The sequence below is a fragment of the Achromobacter sp. 1012554356 genome, assembly GCF_059760815.1.
In genome coordinates this window covers 211,893-230,715 of record NZ_JCBANC010000001.1, presented here as the reverse complement: position 1 = coordinate 230,715, position 18,823 = coordinate 211,893, and the positions used below count along the sequence as shown (strand labels likewise).

Here is an 18,823-nt window from a genome sequence, read left to right as displayed (position 1 = left end):
CGCCGCGCCGGCCGCCCGGGCACCGCAGCCCGCCCCGCGCCCCGTCGCCGTTGCCGCCCCGCCCAACGCCGAAAGCACCGCGCAGCGCCGCGTGATCCGCAACGAGCTGTTCGAGCTGATCGACCCGCTCAAGGCGGCGGCCATGCCGCGCGACCGGCTGCAGGCGCAGATCGACGCGCTGATCCGCCGCATCTGCGACGAGCAGCGCCTGCAGCTGTCCGGCCAGGAAGAGGAACTGATCGCGCGCCAGATGCTGGACGAGATGGTCGGCGTGGGTCCCATCGAGCCGCTGCTGGCCGACGACTCGGTCAACGACATCCTCGTGAACGGCGCCAACCAGATCTTCGTCGAACGCTTCGGCAAGCTGGAGCTGTCGTCCATCACCTTCATCGACGAAGAACACGTCTTCAACACCGCGCAGCGCATCGCCGCCCGCGTGGGCCGCCGCATCGACGAAGCCAACCCGATGGTGGACGCCCGCCTGCCCGACGGCAGCCGCGTCAACGTCATCACGCATCCGCTGGCGCTGGACGGCACCACGATCTCGATCCGCAAGTTCATGCGCCGCGACCTGTCGCTGGAATCGCTGGCGACGCGCGGCGCGATGTCGATGGACATGGCCGTTCTGCTGCGCCGCGCGATGGAAGCGCGGCTGAACATCGTCGTGTCGGGCGGCACCGGCGCCGGCAAGACGACGCTGCTCAATGCGCTGTCGCAGAACATCAGCCCGCTCGAACGCATCATCACCATCGAAGACGCGGCCGAGCTGCAGCTGCAGCAGGCGCACGTCATCCGCCTGGAAACGCGTCCGGAAAGCGCCGAAGGCGGCGGCCGCGTGGACCAGCGGGATCTCATGAAGAACGCGCTGCGCATGCGCCCGGACCGCATCATCCTGGGCGAAGTGCGTGGCGGCGAGTGCTTCGACATGCTCCAGGCCATGAACACCGGCCACGACGGCTCGCTGTGCACCGTCCACGCCAACACGCCGCGCGATGCCCTGATGCGGCTGGAAAACATGGTGATGATGGCCAACATGCAATTGCCGCTGGCCGCCATCCGCCGTCAGATCGCCAGCGCCGTCGACCTCATCGTGCAGATCGAGCGCATGCGCGACGGCGCGCGGCGCGTGGTGTCGATCATGGAAATCTGCGGCATGGAAGAAGAGGTGATCCAGACGCAGGAGCTGCACGTCTTCCGCTCGCGCGCCGGCTCGACGGCAACGCAGGTGCTGGGCGAACACACCGGCAGCGGCCTGCGCCCGAACTTCTACACCGAGAAGTCGCACCTGTTCGACCAGGATCTCGCCTGACGGCGGCAAGGCAGCGCGGACATGCTCGACCTCTTCACCCTGCTCATATTCCTTTTGGTGTTCATCGGCTTTTTCGCCGTGCGCGCCAACGGCCGGCGCCAGCGCCGCGAAGACGCGATGGCCGCCCGCCTGGCGGCGCTGCGCCTGCAGATGCAGCGCGAGAGCGGCCTGGCGGCCGCCGTGCTGCAATCGCCCGATTCCATCGCGCTGCCGGGTCAGGACGACCTGTTGCCGCGCTGGCCGTGGCTGGGTCAGCGCCTGGCGCGCCTGCGCGACGGTCTTCGCGCGCTGGGCTGGCTGCCCAAGCTGCGTGAGCGCATCCTCATTTCGGCCGCCGTCGCATTGGTTGGCGCCCTGGCGCTCGTGCGCATGACCGGCACGCCCTTCGTCCTGGCGCTGCTGGCCGCGCCGCTGCTGTGGGTGGCGCTGTGCTCCATGCTTTATCAACAGGCCATGACCAAGCACCTGGCCGCGCTGGCACGCAGCCTGCCCGAAGCGATCGACGGCATCACCCGCATCTGCCGCTCGGGCGTGCCCCTGCAAAGCGCGTTCGGCATTGCCGCCGATCACCTGCACGGCCCGCTGGCGCCCGAGCTGCGCGAAATCGAGAACTGGCTCAAGCTCGGCGTGCCGCTCAAGCAGGCCATGCAGTCGTCCGCCCAGCGCGTGCCGCTGCCCGAATACCGCTTCTTTGCCGTCATCCTCATCATCAGCCAGGAATCGGGCGGCCGGCTCGGCGACACGCTGGAACGCCTGTCCGCCACGCTGCGCGCGCGCGCCGAACTGGGCATGAAGGTGCAGGCCAAGACGTCTGAGGCGCGTGCCTCGGCCAAGATCGTCGCCCTGCTGGTGCCGGGCGTGCTGCTCTACATGTACCTGAACTCCCCGGACGACTTCCGCTTCATGTTCAACGACGCGGCCGGCGTCAAGGTGATGATCTACGCCGCCGCCAGCGTTGGGCTGGGCCTGTTCATCACCCATCTGATGGTCAAGCGGATCCGCTGACCTTGCCCCGCGACTAGCTGCCATGCCCCTGTTATCCGATCCCCTGGCGCCCCTGCTGCTCCTGGCCTTCATCGCCGGCATCGTGCTGGCCGTCTGGCTGCTGCGCGCCGAGTCGCGCCGCAATCCTCTGCACGAACGGCTGGGCCGCCGTGGCCGAGGCGCCATTGAGAGCACGGTCTCCATCGCGCTGGACTCCAGTTCGCCGCTGTCCCCCGTCGCCCAGAGCATCGCCACCTTCGGCATGAAGCTGGCCGGCACCGAACAGGACCGCCTGGCCACCGAACGCCTGCTGGCCCAGGCCGGCTGGCGCCGCCCCGAGGCCAGCGGCCTTTTCATGGCCGCCAAGTACGGCAGCGGCGTCGTGCTGTGCGCGCTGGCCCTGTGGCTGCTGACCAGCCCGCAGACACGATTCGGCCTGACCGGGCTGGCCGTGGGCCTGATCTCGCTGTTCGTCGGCACCACCTTGCCCGAAGTGCTGGTCAAACTGCGCGCCGGCCGGCGCCACGAAGCCCTGGCCCGCAGCATGCCGGACGCGCTGGACCTGATGGTGATCTGCGCCGAAGCCGGCCTGCCGTTTCCGCGCATCCTGAAGGTGGTGTCGCGCGAACTGGCCTTCAGCGCGCCCGCCATGGCCGACGAACTGGCCTTCACCAGCGCCGAGCTGCAACTGCTACCCGACCGCGCCGCCGCGCTGCGCCACCTGGCCGACCGCACGCGTGTCCCCACGATTGAAAGCATGGTGGGTTCGCTGGTGCAGGCCGAACGCTATGGCACGCCGCTCGCGCAAGCGTTGCGCACGATTGCCGAGGAAAGCCGCAGCCGCCTGATCCTCGAACTGGAAGAGAAGGCCGGCAAGCTGCCCGCGCAGCTCAGCGTTCCCCTCATGACCCTCATCCTGCCGCCGGTGGTCGCCATCGTCGCCACGCCCGCGCTCATGCGCGTTATCCGGACCCTGATGCAATGATCGCAACGCTTCCCCTGTTCCCGGTGCCCGCCATGCGCCTGACCCGCGCCGCCGGCGTCCTGCTGATGGCCGCGATGCTGAGCGCCTGCAGCACGTTCACGAAGACCGATTCCGCCGCCGCGCCCAGCAGCCGCAACCTGTTGACCCAGTCCGGCGGCAACACGGCCTCACCGCGCCCGCTCGCCAGCAACGGCGACGCGGCGGCCGAAGGCCTGAAGCTTGCGCGCCTGTTGCGCGACCAGGGCCGCTACGAAGGCGCGGCCGGCGTCTACGCCCAGCTTGAACAGCGCGGCAGCCTGAAACCGCTGGAGCTGCTGGAATACGCCAGCGTGGCCGCGCCCACCCAATCGCCGCGCGACAACCTGGCGTTGTTCGGCCGTGCGCGCCGCGCCCTGAACGAAGCCGGCACGACGCTCACCCCCGCCGCGACGGTCACCCTGTGCAACGGCCTGGGCCGCGCCCGCATGGCGCTGGGCCAGCGCGACGCCGCCCTGCAGGACTTCGACTGCACGCTGGCCGCGGACCCCAACAACGTCGCTGCGCTGAACGCCAAGGGCGTGCTGCTGGACGCCAGCGGCGACCACGCGCAGGCCCGCAAGCTGCTGGCGCACGCATGGGAACTGGATCCCTCGGACTTCCGTGTCCTGAACAACCTGGCGCTGTCGCACCTGGCCAGCGGCGACGCGCAGGAGGCGATCCGCCTGCTGACGCAGGCCGACGCGGTCCAGCTGCCGACGCTCAAGCTGAACCTTGCCTTCGCGCAGGTGCTGCAAGGCGACGAAGGCGCGGCCCGCAAGACGCTCGAAGGCATCATGGCGCCCGCGCTGGTGCCGCAGGCGCTTGCCGACTTCACGCAGCGCCGCCAGCGCATCCGCGACGGCGCGGCGGTGGGCAACGAACTGATGGCCGCCAGCCGCCACATGCTGCTGCTGCGCGAGAAGGAGGCAAACGGCAATGGTTGATCACGCTTCCGGCGCGCGCCGGTTCCTGCGCGGCCAACGCGGCTCGCTGTCGGTCGAGGCCGCCTACGTCCTGCCCGTCGTCATCGCCGCCGCGATGATGTTCATGGAGCTGGCCAACATTGGGCTGACCATCAACATGGGCGCCAGCGCGCTGGAACGCGCCGTGCAGCAGTTCCGCCAGGACGGCGCGGCGGGCATGCAGGACGGCGGCGCCATCGAGTCGCTGGTGCGCACGCGCATGGTGGCGGCTTCGCACAACTACCTGGACGACGAGAACATCGCCACCGTCGAGGTCGAACGCTTTGCCTCGCTGGACGCGATGGGCGGCGGCGCCGAGGACGAGACGCAGGCCGCGGCCCTGACCAACGTGCCCGCGTGGCGCATCGAGGTCGACGTGCGCAAGGACTTCATCACGCCCCTGCCGCGTCTGCTGGGCGTGGACAGCGGCGCCTTCCGCTACCGCTATCAGCAGGTGCTGGCCTACCTGCCGCAACGCAACCAGGAATCGCAGCCATGACCGCCGCCCCGCGTCCGCCTCGCCACGCAGCGGCGCCGCGCCGCCGCCAGCGTGGCGCGCTGGCCGTGGAAGCGGCGCTTGCCCTGCCCATCCTGCTGGGCGTCGGCATGATCGGCGCCGACATGCAGCGCATCCACAGCGAACGCATCCGTGTGGAGAACGCCGCGGGCGCCATGGCCCTGAACATCGCAGCGCAACCCGTCCTGACCGCCGCCGGCGTCGACGTGCTGGCGCAGCTTGCCATGCAGGGCCGCGAAGACATGCAGCAGCTCATCATCCTGAACGTGCTGGAGTCCGGCCGGATCGCCTGGGCGCTGCAACGCGGCGGCGCGAGCGGCCTGTGCGACGCGCCGGCCTCCGGCGGCCAATACACCGGCGTACTGCCGCAAGACCGTCCCGACACCGGCGAAAGCAACGTCGACAACAGCACCATGTCGATGATCGTGGTGAAGGCCTGCCGCGACACCGCCGACATTTCCATCTGGGCCGGCATGCCGCTGCCCGACCTGCTGCAGACGGCCGCCGTCTTCCGCGCCACTTCCCGAACCATCACGCTGGATGAAACGCTGCGCGCGGAGAGCGTCGCTTCCGGCCTGGCCTACGCGCAACCATGAAGCAACGTCCCGACCGCGTCCTCTCGCTGGCCCGCCAACGCGGCGCGTCCGCCGTATTCCTGCTGCTGTTGATCGGTGCGGTCGCCGCCCTGGCTGCCTATGCCTCGGACGGCACGCGCATGACTGCCGACGCCGCGCAGCTCAAGCGCGCCACCGATGCGGCGGCGCTCGCGTCCGCCGCGGCCTATGCCAAATCCCGCGACGCCGACATCCAGGAGATCGCCGAACGCTACGTGGCGGTCAACCTGGGCATGGACCGCTCGCAACTGGGCCGCGCGCTGTCGGTCCGGGCCGAGACCATCACCAAGAACGACATGCCCGGCACGCGCGTCACGGCGACATTCGAAGCCGCAAGCATGCTGTCGCAGACGCCGGACCAGGCCGTCACGGTCGCGTCGGCCGCCGTGTCGCGCCAGCGCTCGCTGGAAGTGGCGCTGGCGCTGCCCAACTCGCTGGGCGAAGACGCGAACAATCTGGCCGCGCTGCGCCGGCTGGGCAAGTCGTTTGCCGCGCGCCTGCTGGAAGACGCCGACAGCGCCTGGCTTGCACTGGTGCCCTATAGCCAGGCGGTCAGCGTCTACGATCCCGCGCAGTCCAACCGCATCCGCAACTGGAGCAAGCCGGGCGCGCTCAACCCCGTCGAACTCACGTCGTTGTTCCGCTCGGGTTACGCGGGCCTGGCCGACCGCCGCATTCCCGACCGGCGCGCCAACCTGCTGTGCATGTACCGCGGCCTGAACCGCGGCGACAACTACTTCTGGACCGAACCGCCCTCCGGGCAATTCGGCGTGTACTACCGCCACGACCTGCCCGAGAACGGCAGCCCGGGCGCCCCGCCCATCCGCTGGATCGGCCCCAATCCTTTCTTTGGCCAGGCCAACGGCGTGAACGACACGCGCTGGATGGTCGCCGACCGCGGCTGCCCCCACGCGGCGCTGCTGCCGCTGACCAACGACCAAGGCAAGATCGGCGAACGGCTCGACGAAATGAGCACGCGCTTCAACACCAACCATGCGATCGCGATGGGCTGGGCCGCCATGGCGCTCGCGCCGGCGTTTCGCGGCGGCGCCGGTTGGGGATTGGAGGACGATCTGCCCCGGGACTTCGACGACGGCACGGGCGATCGCGTCAAGGCCATCGTGTTCCTGGCCAATTCCACGGGCCAGCGCTGGTTCGACACGGACTCCTACAACGCCTACGTCGGCCAGAAGATCGATGGCGATTCGGACAACGGCGGCGGCGAGGACAACGTCGTGACCGAACGCTTTTCCCGGCTGTGCAGCAGCTTCCGCGCCCGCGGCCTGAAGTTCTACCTGATCGTCACTGGCAATGACGAAGAGACGGACGAAGACGGCCAGATCCGCAGCGCGTCGGACTTCCGGCGCATCGCAGGCCCCGGCCTGGCCGTCTGCGCCGAAAAGGGCTCGGACCAGATCTATCTGTCCGGCAAGGACTTCACGGTCTCCGAAGGCCGCATCCAGAGCCGGCTCGACGACATCGTCGACGAGCTGCGCCAGCTCGCAGCACTGACCACGCTCGTCGAATAAGCCTATCCACGCCTCCTCACATTCGTTCCAGGACTTCCATGACTTCCCGCCGAATCCCCACGCTCCGCCGCCAGGCACTGGCCCTGGAACCCCGCTTCCTGCTCGACGCAGCCGCCGTGACGACGGCCGTGGACGTGGCCGCGCAAGCCGTGCCGCCGACCGAGACGGCGCCTGGCGTCGAGGCGACGCCGACCGAAGCCATCGTCGTCGTCACGGACAGCAGCGACACCTTTGCGCCGGTCGACCTGTTCAGCGGCGTCGACGTTCACGCCCAGACGAACGGCGCGGACGAACTGACGCAACTGGTCGTCACGGTGGATCGCAGCGGCGCCAACCAGGCGCTGGTGATCGACGGCAAGACCATCGCCCTGGAAGGCGGCAGCGGCACGACCCGCGCCGACGGCGGCTACGTCTACACCGTCGCCGTAAACGGCAACACCACCACGATCACCCTGCAGCTCGACGCATTCGCGCCGGAGCCTGCCAGCGTCAAGGCGCTGATTGACGGCATGGCCTACAAGATCCTGGACAAGTCGGTCGAGGGCGGCAAGGTGTCCGTCTCGCTGAAGAGCCTGTCCGACGCCGGCGGCGAAACGACGGACCTGTCCGCCCTCACGGCGACGATCGACATCGACAGCCGCATCAACGTGGCGCCCGCGGTGAAGGGCGACCTGCTGCAGGAAGCGGATCACTTCGGCACGGGCAGCCTGGCCGGCGCCACCGAAGTCGCCTATTCGGCCGACGGCAAGTTCGTCTACGCGGCGGGCAGCAACAATACCCTGTCCATCTTTGCCGTGGATGCGGCTACGGGCTTACTCAGCAAGACGCAGGAACTGGCGCTGGCGGACCTCGGAACGGTCAATCACCTGGTGGTCAGCGGCGACGGTAAGTCGGTCTACACGATCTCCAGCAACGGCAACCTGATTCAGTTCAGTGTGGATGCGGCCGGCAAGTTGAGCCATGCGGCCACGCAGTCGGTGGGCGGCGGGTCCACCGGCGGATTGGCGATCTCGGAAGACGGCACGCAGGTCTACGTGGACGCGTCGAACAACTTTGGCCGCGAGGCGCGCGTCTACAGCCGCGACACCGAAACCGGCGCGCTCACGCAGATCCAGCGTCTGGACGCCGTGCGCAACGCCAGTCTTGCCACGGCCGGCGGCTACGTCACCCTCATTCACAGCGGCGCATTGAGCGGCGCCAACCACACGCTCAAGATCTATCATCGCGGCGCCGACGGCACGCTGATCCATGTCGATAGCATCCTGCTGGACAGGACCGGGCAGGATGCCGTCGACTACGCGATCAGCATGTCCGCCGACGGCAAGCTGCTATTCGTGGGCGAACCGGGCGCCAAGAACATCTCGGTCTTCCGGCTTGGCGCCGACAACCTGCTGACGCGGGTGGGCACGGTAGCGAGCGACAACATCGGCAGCCTGGCGCTGAACGCGGACGGCACGCTGCTGTATGCCGCCACCACCGGCGGCACCGTCAACGTCTACGCCGTGTCCAGCGACGGCGGCCTGACGCTCGCCGGCAGCGCGGCGGGCAAGACCAACGGTGCGGATATCTCGCTGTCCAAGGACGGCATGTCGCTGGTGGTGGCCGGCAACGGCCTTACCCGCTACACGACGCTCCAATCGCTGACGCTGGGCCAGGACACCGTTTTGGGTGACCGCGTCAGCCTGTCCGACCGCAACTACGATCTGCTCGATGGCGGCGCCGGCAACTACAGCGGCGCCAGCGTGACCATCAAAGCTTCCGTGGCGGGCGGCGTCTTCGGCTTCGAGGGCGGCAACGGGCTGTCCATGGCAAACGGCGTGATCTCGCGCGGCGGCGAGCCGATTGCCACCTACACCGTCAATGGCGACACCTTGACCCTGCGCTTCACCGGCGACGCCACGACCGTAATCGCGAACCAGGTGCTGCAACAGGTCAGCTACGGCAATTCGGCCGTGGCGGCGGGCACGTTCATCACGTTGACCGTGCAGGCCAATGACGGCGCGCTGAACAGCGATGTTCTGACGATCACGCTGCGCACCAACACGGGACCGCAGATCGACACCGGCGCCACCGGCTATACGCCGGAAACGATCACCACGGAGAAGGACTACCACCTCGTCCTCCCCGAGAATCTGTTCCGCGACGCGGACGGCGACCGGATGATCTGGCGCGTCACGGGGCTGCCCGCCGGAATCAGCTTCGATCCCGAAACCCGCACCCTGTCCGGCACCGCCCTCGCTGCCGGCACCTATCCCATCAGCATCACCGTCACCGATGCGTACGGCGCCAGCGTGACGCTGAATCTGAACCTGGAAGTGGCCCAGATCGACAACCGCGCGCCGGTGGTGAACGGCAGCGCGCCGGCGTCATTCGGGCAGGCCACCGTGGGAGAGGGTGGTTTCAGCGCTGCACTGCGCGCGGACATGTTCTCGGACATGGACAGCCGCTACGGCGACACCCTTGCCTGGAGCATCGTCGAGACGCTGCCGGCTGGCCTGGTGTTCGACGCGGCCACGCGCACGTTGAGCGGCACGCCCACCACGCCCGGCGACTACATCCTGACCGTGCGCGTCACCGACAAGGACGGCCTGACGGCGGACCACAAGATGACGCTGCGCGTCGTCTCGGCCGCCGAAGCCGCCAACAGCGCGCCCGCGTTCGACATCGACGGCAGCGACCTCACGTATACCTCGGACGGCCGGATCAACGGTTTCGACCAGTACGTCTATAGCGTCGAGGTGTCCGACGACGGCTACACCGTCATCGTGCTCGGCAACGGGACGAACAACCATACGGTCTCGCCAGCGGGCAACAGCACGCTCAGCGTCTTCACGCGCAATCCGAACACGGGTGAACTGACGCTCGTGCAGCGCTTCGTGCAGGGCGCCGTGAACGACGGCAACGACGCAAACGGCATCGAGATCCAGGGCCTGCTCAGCGCCGCCTCGGCCGTGTATTCCGCCGACGGCAAGCACGTCTATCTGGTGGGCCAGAAGGCCGCTGGCGGCAACTATTTCCTGACGGGCTTCAACGTCAACGCGGATGGCACGCTGACCGCCAGCAGCCAAAGCGTCGAGCTTGGCAGCGTGCAGATCAAGCAGCTCGTGACATCGCAGGACGGCCACCTGTACGGTATCGCCGGCAACACGCTGTACGCCTACGGCATCGGCGTCAACGGCGAACTGACGGTGTCGGGCGTGTACGACAACCAGCCCTTCAGCACCGCGTCCGCCATCGAGGTCGACGCGCTGGGCCGCGTGTTCGTCGCGGGCACCAACACCCTGACGATCTACGCCGCCAATCCGGACGGCAGCCTCACGCAACTGGTGACCCGGACGGGCGACGTCGGCAACTTCGCGCGCAGCATCGCGGTGTCGGGCGACTACATCTACGTGTCGGCGGGAAGCAATGGCATCCTGACGCTGCGTTTCGATCCGATCGCGAAGACGGTCACGAAGGTTTCTTCTGTGGGCTCGCAGATGTGGGGCTTGGAACTGTCGGCGGACGGCAAGACCCTCTACGCCGGCGGCCTGACCGGCGCCCTGAACGTCTACAGCATCGGCGCCGACGGCGCGCCCACGCTGGTCAAGACCATCGCCCACGAAGGGGCCTCGGGCAACTATCGCGCCTTCCGCTTCGGCATTTCCCCGGACGGATCTTCCATGTATGTCGGCGGCTTCTACAATGCCGCCGGCCTGGGGCACATCAATATCGAAAAGGCGCTTACGGGCGCCTACACCGAAGGCCAGACGGTAAAGCCAGCTGCAGGGCTGACGTTCGGAGACGCCGACTACGACGCGCTGGAGAACGGCGCGGGCGACTACAACGGCGCCACCATCACGATCGTGCGCGACGACGGCGCCAATGCCAATGACCGCTTCGGCTTCGACAACGCCAACGGCCTCACGCTGGTCGGCACCGAAATCCGCCTGAACGACGTCAAGATCGCCGACTTCACCAGCGCGGGTGGCGTACTCACCATCGCCTTCACCGGCCAGGTCAGCACCGCCACCGCCAACGCGGTGCTGCGGCAGGTCACCTACACGAACGACAGCAAGGATCCCGGCGCCGCGATTCGCCTGGAGGTGCAGGTGCGCGACCAGTTCGCCAGCGGCGTCGATAGTGTCCTGCTGGCGCTGACGGTCGCGCAGGTCAATGACGCCCCGGTCGTCGTATCCACGCCCGCCGACACGAAGTACAGCCCTGGCAGCGCGGCCGTCGGCCTGTTCGACGGCACCACGATCTCGACGGTCGAGAGCGGCCAGACGATCGCCGGTCTGACCTTCACCGTGTCGCCCGCGGCCGATGGCCCCAACGAGACACTGACCGTGGACGGCACCGCCATCGCGCTGGTCGCCGGCAACGGCACGACCGCCTCCGGCCACGCCTACACCGTCACCATCGCGAACGGCGTGGCCACGGTCACGATCACGCCCGCTGCCGGCATGACGGGCGACCAGGCCGCCGCGCTGATCGACGGCGTGGCCTATGCCAACCAGGCCGCTGCCCCGACGACGGGCGAGCGCAGCATCACGCTGACCGCCGTGCGCGACAGCGGCGGCACCGACAACGGCGGCAAGGACACCGCCGAACCGGACGTCGTCGCCAAAGTGACCGTGCAGTTCGAAGCGCCGGTTCTGACCACGCCCGCCGATTCGGTGGGTTTGAATGAACTGATCAGCCAGCTTGCCGACGGCGCGCCGTCCACGGCACTGGAAGGCGTGCTTGATGTCTTCGAGGTGGACGGCAAGTTCTACCTGCTGCGCACCACCACGGAATGGAACATCGACGCGATGGCCGACCTGGAGGTCAACACGCTGTACGTGCTTGAGCGCGGCGCGGACGGCACGCTGCACATCGTGCAGGCGATCGGCAACAGCGATCTTGGCGCGCTGGCCGGCGCCGCGGACCTGCGTGTCTCGGCCGACGGCAAATCGCTTTACGTGATTGCCAACCAGGGCGTCGTGCTGTTCACCCGCGATACGGCGACGGGAACGCTCACCGCGCACGGCGCCTTTGGCGCCGACGTCCTGACCGAGTACGGCATGATCCGCGACATACTCGCCACCGGCGGCCTCGTGTACGCGACGGCCGGCGACAATCTGCTGGTCTTCCAGCAGGACGGCGACACGCTGACGCTGATCCATACCTATACCGACAACGACAACACCGGCCTGCAGCTTGACGGCGCCAACGCGCTGACGCTGTCCGCCGACGGCCGCTTCCTGTTCGTGGGCACGTCGGGCGGCGGCACCCTGGCCAGCGTCTTCTCGCTGGACCCCAGCGGCGTCCCGACATTCGTCATGGCCGCGCAGGGCAAGGACCCGGCCGCGACGGACCAGTTCTACTACACGCAGACGCTGACGGTTTCGCCGGACGGCAAGACGCTCTACGTGGTCGACTTCGACAACAACCAGCATCGCCTGCACACCCTTGCCATCGGCAGTGACGGCCGGCTCACCGCGCTGGCCACGACCCTGCCCGCCGGCGAGGTCAAGCAGATCGTCGTGTCGCCGGACGGCTCCGCCGTGTTCGTGATCGGCGCCGACCGGATCGGCGTGTACAGCCGCGGCGCGGACGGCGTGCCCGTGCGCGTCGGCGAGATCTCGGGCTACGGCGACCCGTTCGTGGACGGCCTGAGCTTTGGCGAGATCCGCAGCGCCACGCTCAGCGAAGACGGCACGAAACTCTATCTGACCGGCCAGTTCTCGTTCGACGACGGCGTGCTGGTGCTGGACCTGAAGCCCGCCGCCGCGCACTACACGGAAGGGTCGACCCCCGTGGCCATCCTGCCGTCGGCCACGCTGTCCGATCCGCAGCTCGATGCGCTGAACAACGGGCAGGGCGATTACAAGGGCGCCAGCATTGCGGTGGAACGCGCCGGTGGCGCGCACGCCGATGACCAATTCGGCTTCATCGGCGACGCCAATCTGCGCCTGGACACCGCCAGCGGCCAGATCCTGTTGAACAACGTCGCCATCGCGACCTTTTCACAGGCGAACGGCGTGCTGACGCTGACGTTCATCGGCCCCGTCAGCCAGGCCGATGCGCAGAACGTGCTGCGCCGCATCGCGTACAGCAACGCCAGCAACGATCCCACCCGCGACGGCGCGACCATCACCCTGCGCACCACGCTGCACGATGGCGACGGCCATCAGGACGAACTGCTGACCGAGATCGAACTGGAAGGCGTCAACAATGCGCCGATCATCGACACCACGCCGCGCAATCCCACGTTCCCGGCTGAAGGCGAACCGGTCAAGCTGTTCGAAGGCACCACGGTCGACACGGTGGAATCCGGCCAGAACGTGGCCCGCGTCATCGTCACCATCAGCCCTGCCAACGCGCAGGACATCCTGGGCGTGGACGGCGGCAAGATCCGGCTGGACAAGGACTCCAACGGCCCGCAGACCACGGCCTCCGGCTTGCAGTACATGGTGACCATCGCCGACGGCGTCGCCACCGTGACCCTTTACCTGAACTCGTCGGGCGAACGCGCCGCGCAGGTCATCGACAGCCTGACCTACGCCAACACCGGCAGCCCGCTGACCGGCACGCGCACGATCAGTCTGACCGTGCAGGAGTGGGACACCGTCAATGGCTCGACGGATGCGGATGACGCGGCAACGGTCACTTTGGCCGGCCCGGCCAGCCCCAACACGCCGCCCACCGTCACCGGCGGCGACGACGTTTCCTACACCGAACGCGCCGATGCCGTCCCGATCGCATCCGATGGCGTGATTGCCGATGCGCAGATGGACGCCTTCAACGGCGGCGCGGGCAACTACGACGGCGCCGTCCTGACGATCACGCTGGGTGCGGGCAAGAGCGCCGCCGACGCGCTGGGCTTTGAGCCGGGTCACGGCCTGACGCTGGAGAACGGCGTCCTGAAAAAGGACGGCGTAGCCATCGGGACCGTCTCGCAGGCCGACGGCGTGCTGACGATCCGGTTCAGCGACGCGGCCGGGTCCACGCCGACGCAGGCCGACGTGCAGAATACGCTGCGCCAGATCACCTACGCGAACAGCAGCCACGCGCCCGCGGACAGCGTGGCCATCAGCGTGACGCTGACCGACCAGCGCGGCCTCGCCTCGGCCGCAATGGACTTTTCCATCGACATTACGGCCATCAACGATGCGCCGGTCGTCGATGCCGATCCGGTGCTGTCGCTGGGCGACCTGACGCACGTGCAGGATCTGACCACGATTCCCGGCTTGGACAAGCCCACCGCCAGCGCCGTGTCGCCCGACGGCACGCGTGTCTACGTAGCCGACGGCAAGGGCGCCATTGCGGTGTTCAGCCGCGACGGCGACACCGGCTCGCTGACCTATGTGCGCACGTTCGCAGCCGCCGGCAATCTTGCGGGCATCAAGGAGTTGGTGACCTCTGCCGACGGCAAGAGCCTGTACGCCCTGCGCGCCGACGGCAACGCCATTGGCGTGTTCGGTGTTGCCGCCGACGGCACGCTGATCCACCAGGCCACCATCACCAGCAACTACGAGCTGGATGGCGGCAGCCTGAACGACATGAAGGGCATTGCGCTGTCCGAAGACGGCAAGAACCTGTACCTGATCAACAGCTACGGGATCGCCTACTTCAACCGCGACGCGCAGTCCGGCGCGCTCACGTATGTCAGCGCCATCAGCGGCGATATGAACGCGGAGCCGTTCCTGTGGCAGCCCACTGACATCGCGGTACGCGGCGATCTGCTCTTCGTGGTGACCAACGCAAGCTCGGGTTCGACGCTGATCGTCTACCGCCGCGACGGCAGCGGCGCCTTGTCGGTCCTGACGCACATCCAGGGCGGCGGCACGGACGCGGCCGGGCAGACCGTCTCGTTCTCCAACCTGCAGCACATCGCGGTCAGCGCCGACGGCAGCACGATCTTCGTGTCCAACAGCCGCACGTCCTCGTTCAACGGCTGGACCGGCGAATATGAAGTCCAGGAGAACCCCCAGGCCATCGACGCCTTCCGCCTGAACGCGGCGACCGGCGCACTGACGCATCTGGGCACGCTAGCCGGCAGCCAGACGGTGGAGAGCATCGCGTTGTCCGCGGATGGCAAGGCGCTGTTCGTGACCCTGGCCGACGGCACGCTCAACTATTACGCCACCGCCAGCCTCAGCCTGATCGCCTCGCAGGGCGGGCTGGACGGCGCCGGCCAGATTGCGGTGTCGGCCGACGGCGGCGTGATCGTGGTGGGCAACGGGCTGGACGTCCTGAATGCCCCGTCCGCCGCGCAGCCGGTCTACGTCACCGAGGGCGATCCGGTCCCATTGGCGCCCACGCTTGCGCTCAGCGACGCCGAACTGGATGCGGCGGACAGCTACCGTGACGCCAGCGTGACGTTCAGCGGTCAAACCGGCGATGTTTTTGGCTTTTTGGCAGGCGACGGCTACACGATTGCCGGCGACGTCATCTCGTTCAACGGCCAGCCCATCGCCACGCTGACGCAGACCGGCGCCGCCGCCACGTTGCGCTTCACCGGCGCCGTCGACCGCGCCCAGGCCAATGCGCTGCTGCACCGCGTGACCTACGCCAGCACGGACGCCACGCCTGGCACGCGCAGCGTCACGATCACGCTCAATGACGGCGACATCGCCAGCGCGGGCTATGACGTGGACGTGACCGTTCGCCTGGCCAACCAGGCGCCCGTCGCGGGCACCGATCCGTACATGCCCGACACGGTGCTGGCCGGACGCAATTACTCCGTGACCCTGCCGGAAACGCTGTTCAGCGATCCGGAGGGCGGCAGGCTGACATGGAGCGTCAGCGGCCTGCCCGCGGGGCTGACCTTCGATCCCGCCACCCGCACGATCTCCGGTGTGCTTGCCGCGCCGGGACAATTCACGGTGGTTATTACCGTGACGGACCCGGAAGGCGCCTCGGTGTCGCGCGAGGTCGTCTTTGAGGCCATCGAGCCGCCGAACACCGCGCCGGTCGACAGCGGCATGGCGGTGTCGCCGGGCGTCGTCCGTGTGGGCGAGCCCTACGCGTACACGTTCCCCGCCGGTCTTTTCACGGACGCTGACGGCGATGCGCTCACGTGGCAGATCACGGGTCTGCCGGAAGGTCTGACCTTCGATCCGGCGACGCTGACGATACGCGGGACGGCGACGGCCGCGGGCAGCCTTGCCGTGGTCGTGAGCGCCACCGATGCGTCGGGCGCCAGCGTCTCGCGCATCATCACGCTGACGGTCGCCACCGCGCAGACGGAGCCGAATCCGGGCACGGGTCCTGGCACGAGTCCTGGCACGCCCCCGGGCACCAATCCGGGAACGCAGCCCGATCCCAACGCCAACCCGAACCCCGGCACGCCTGCCGACGTGCCGCCGCCGGATCTGAGCGCGTGGCAGCGCGAGCCAGTGTTTGTATCCAGCACGGATGCCGGGGCCTCGGACGACACCCCAGACGACGCGTTCCGATCGCTGCGCCAGGCGCTCGGCGGCATTCCCGCCGCATCGGGCGACGCGTTCAGCGTCCCCTTCCGCGACGGATTGACCCCGCCGCCGCAGTGGACGTCGACGGCGCTGCTCGATGCCCTGCTGGCCGATTCGCTCGAACGCCGCGACGCCGACGCCGTGCGCCCGTTCACGATGGACGCGGCAAACGGCGTCCGCTCGCCGCTCGTGGTCCTGGCCAGCCCCGACGCACCTGGACTCTCGTTCTCCAGCGCCGCGCTCACGGGCCTCTGGCGCGCCGACGTGGCAGGCAACCGGCAGACCTACGCCTTGCCGGCCGGCCTGATCCGCAGCAGCGGTGCCATCGTCTCGCTGGCGTTGCGCATGGCGGACGGCTCCGAGCTGCCGCCGGGTGTGCGGCTGGACGCCGCGCGCGGCCTCATCGTGGCGCCCGGCCTGGCCGACGCCCAGACGCTCTCGCTGCAACTGGTGGTCCGCACGGTCAGCGGTGAAGCCCGCGCCATCCCGATCACCGTGTCCGCGCAACGCGTGGGCGCCTGGCACGGCGCCGATGCCATCGCCGCACGCGACGACGTCCCCGCCGCCGACAAGCCCGCACTGACCCGGCAACTGCGCCACAGCGCAGCGCACGACGTGCTGGATGCGGCACGGCAGTTTCTCGCTTCCCTGGACGACAGCGCCGCGGGCGGCGCCTCCGACACGGCCGCCGGCGCCCGGCAGGCCATCACCATCAATGCAGCAAGCTGATTCCAGATATGACTCTTACCTTTGATTCCGCCAAGCCCATGCAACATCGTGCCCGCCGCTTCGCCCTGACCGTGCTCGCCACGGCCGTTCTGGCCGGTTGCGCCGTCGCGCCGCCCGAGAAGCTGAGCACGCAGGACCTGCTGCAGCTCGATCAGGCCGACCGCGGCGCCATGTTCGCGCAGCAAGAGCCGGTGACGGGTCCGATCACGCTGGACGAGGCCATCGCCCGCGCCGTCAAGTACAACCTGCAGCAGCGCCTGGCCCTCATGGAGCGCGCGCTGGAAGACGACCTGACCGACGTGCAGAAGCAGGGCATGCTGCCCAAGCTGACCGCCCGCGCCGGCATGCGCGCCCGCAACAACGATTACGGGTCGTCCAGCGAATCGCTGTCCACCGGCACCCAATCGCTCGTGCCGTCCACCAGCCAGGAGCGCGACACGCACACGGCCGACCTGCAACTGACGTGGAACGTGCTGGACTTCGGCCTGAGCTACTTCGGCGCCAAGGCCCAGGGCAACAAGGCGCTGGCCGCCGAGGAGCGCCGCCGCCGCGTCGTGGCCGACATCATCCGGCAGACGCGCACGGCGTACTGGAACGCCGTGACCGCAGAACGCCTGAAGGACCGCGTGTCCTCGACGCTGGCCGAAGCGCGCCAGACGCTGGAATACGCGCGCCAGACCGAGCAGAAGCGCCTGGTCGCGCCCATCCTGGCGCTGCGCTATCAGCGCGATCTGCTGAACATGGTGCGCCAGACCGAGGCGCTGGACAACGAACTGGCGCAGGCCAAGGCGCGGCTCGCGACGCTGATGAACCTGCCGCCCAGCGCGGACTTCCAACTTGCCGCGCCGGACGCCGCCACCATGGCGCCGCCCGTGCTCGCCTACGAACTGCAGGACCTTGAAGCCCTGGCGATGGTGCGCCGCCCCGAACTGCGCGAAGAAAGCTACCTGGCGCGCAACGCCGTGCTGGAAACGCGCATGTCGCTGCTGCGCCTCTTGCCCAACGCGTCGCTCTTTGGCGGGCTGAACTACGACAGCAACAAGTACCTGGTCAACAACAGCTGGGCGGACGCCGGCATGCAGGTGAGCTGGAATCTCCTGAGCGTGCTGTCGTGGTCCTCGATCACCCGCGCCGGCGAGTCGCGCGAACAGGTCGCCGAACTGCGCCGCCAGGCCTTGCGCATGACGGTGCTGAGCCAGGTCCATATCGCCTGGCTGGAACGCCAGCGCGCCGAGACCGCTTTCCGCCGCGCCAACGAACTGAGCCGCCTGCAGGACGCGATTCAGGTGCAGACCGAGAACGCCGCGCGCAGCAGCGCCGAAACGCATCTGGAAGTGGTCCGCGCGAAGGTCGAGACCCTGCTCGCCACGCGCGCCCGCGACCTGAGCTACGCCGAACTCGTCAACGCCCAGAACACGATCTACCAGGCCGCCGGGATCGATCCCCTGCCCGAACGCATCTCCGATGAAAGCCTGGCTGGTTTGGCGCACGACATCGCCGAGACCAACCGGCAGATCGAGCGCGGCCACGTCGACATTCCGCGCCTGGCCGTGGCCCCGCAAGCCATCGACACGAACGGACAGGCCATCGCCACGCCGGTGATCGACCCCGTTGCGTCCGTGACCGAACCCGCCGCGCCGCCCGCGCTGCGCACCGTGACCGGCAATCTGTGGAGCAGCGTCGGTTCCGTCGCCAGCGCCGGCAGCGCGGACAACCAATCGGTGAAAGCGCGCTGA

Annotated in this window: 9 protein-coding genes; all 9 read left to right on the top strand. The window is 68.5% G+C overall.

Annotated elements, in window-relative coordinates; genetic code table 11:
* Nucleotides 1-1,309: TadA family conjugal transfer-associated ATPase (locus AC6LJW_RS01010; protein ID WP_498086218.1), on the top strand; the 1,309-nt coding region annotated here is incomplete at its 5' end.
* Nucleotides 1,310-1,330: 21 nt separating this feature from the next.
* Nucleotides 1,331-2,314 carry a type II secretion system F family protein gene (locus tag AC6LJW_RS01005; RefSeq protein WP_498086217.1) on the top strand — a complete coding sequence of 328 codons (984 nt, stop codon included), beginning with the start codon at nt 1,331-1,333 and terminating at the stop codon, nt 2,312-2,314.
* A gap of 22 nt (nt 2,315-2,336) precedes the next feature.
* The gene (locus AC6LJW_RS01000) at nt 2,337-3,278 is read left to right on the top strand and encodes a type II secretion system F family protein (protein WP_056565327.1); all 942 of its coding nucleotides are present in this window, start codon (nt 2,337-2,339) and stop codon (nt 3,276-3,278) included.
* Nucleotides 3,275-4,240, top strand: coding sequence for a tetratricopeptide repeat protein (locus AC6LJW_RS00995; RefSeq protein WP_498086216.1), 966 nt, complete (start codon nt 3,275-3,277; stop codon nt 4,238-4,240). The genes AC6LJW_RS01000 and AC6LJW_RS00995 overlap by 4 nt, the downstream gene beginning before the upstream one ends.
* On the top strand, nt 4,233-4,757 hold the full coding sequence (locus tag AC6LJW_RS00990) for a TadE/TadG family type IV pilus assembly protein (RefSeq protein ID WP_056565331.1): 525 nt from the start codon (nt 4,233-4,235) through the stop codon (nt 4,755-4,757). The genes AC6LJW_RS00995 and AC6LJW_RS00990 overlap by 8 nt, the downstream gene beginning before the upstream one ends.
* The gene (locus AC6LJW_RS00985; protein WP_498086215.1) at nt 4,754-5,371 is read left to right on the top strand and encodes a hypothetical protein; all 618 of its coding nucleotides are present in this window, start codon (nt 4,754-4,756) and stop codon (nt 5,369-5,371) included. Before AC6LJW_RS00990 ends, AC6LJW_RS00985 begins: the two co-directional genes overlap by 4 nt.
* Nucleotides 5,368-6,918, top strand: coding sequence for a hypothetical protein (locus AC6LJW_RS00980; RefSeq protein ID WP_427986651.1), 1,551 nt, complete (start codon nt 5,368-5,370; stop codon nt 6,916-6,918). Before AC6LJW_RS00985 ends, AC6LJW_RS00980 begins: the two co-directional genes overlap by 4 nt.
* A gap of 38 nt (nt 6,919-6,956) precedes the next feature.
* The gene (locus AC6LJW_RS00975; protein WP_498086214.1) at nt 6,957-17,087 is read left to right on the top strand and encodes a putative Ig domain-containing protein; all 10,131 of its coding nucleotides are present in this window, start codon (nt 6,957-6,959) and stop codon (nt 17,085-17,087) included.
* Nucleotides 17,088-17,095: 8 nt separating this feature from the next.
* Nucleotides 17,096-18,823: a TolC family protein gene (locus AC6LJW_RS00970; protein ID WP_498086213.1), complete on the top strand. Its 1,728-nt coding sequence runs from the start codon at nt 17,096-17,098 to the stop codon at nt 18,821-18,823.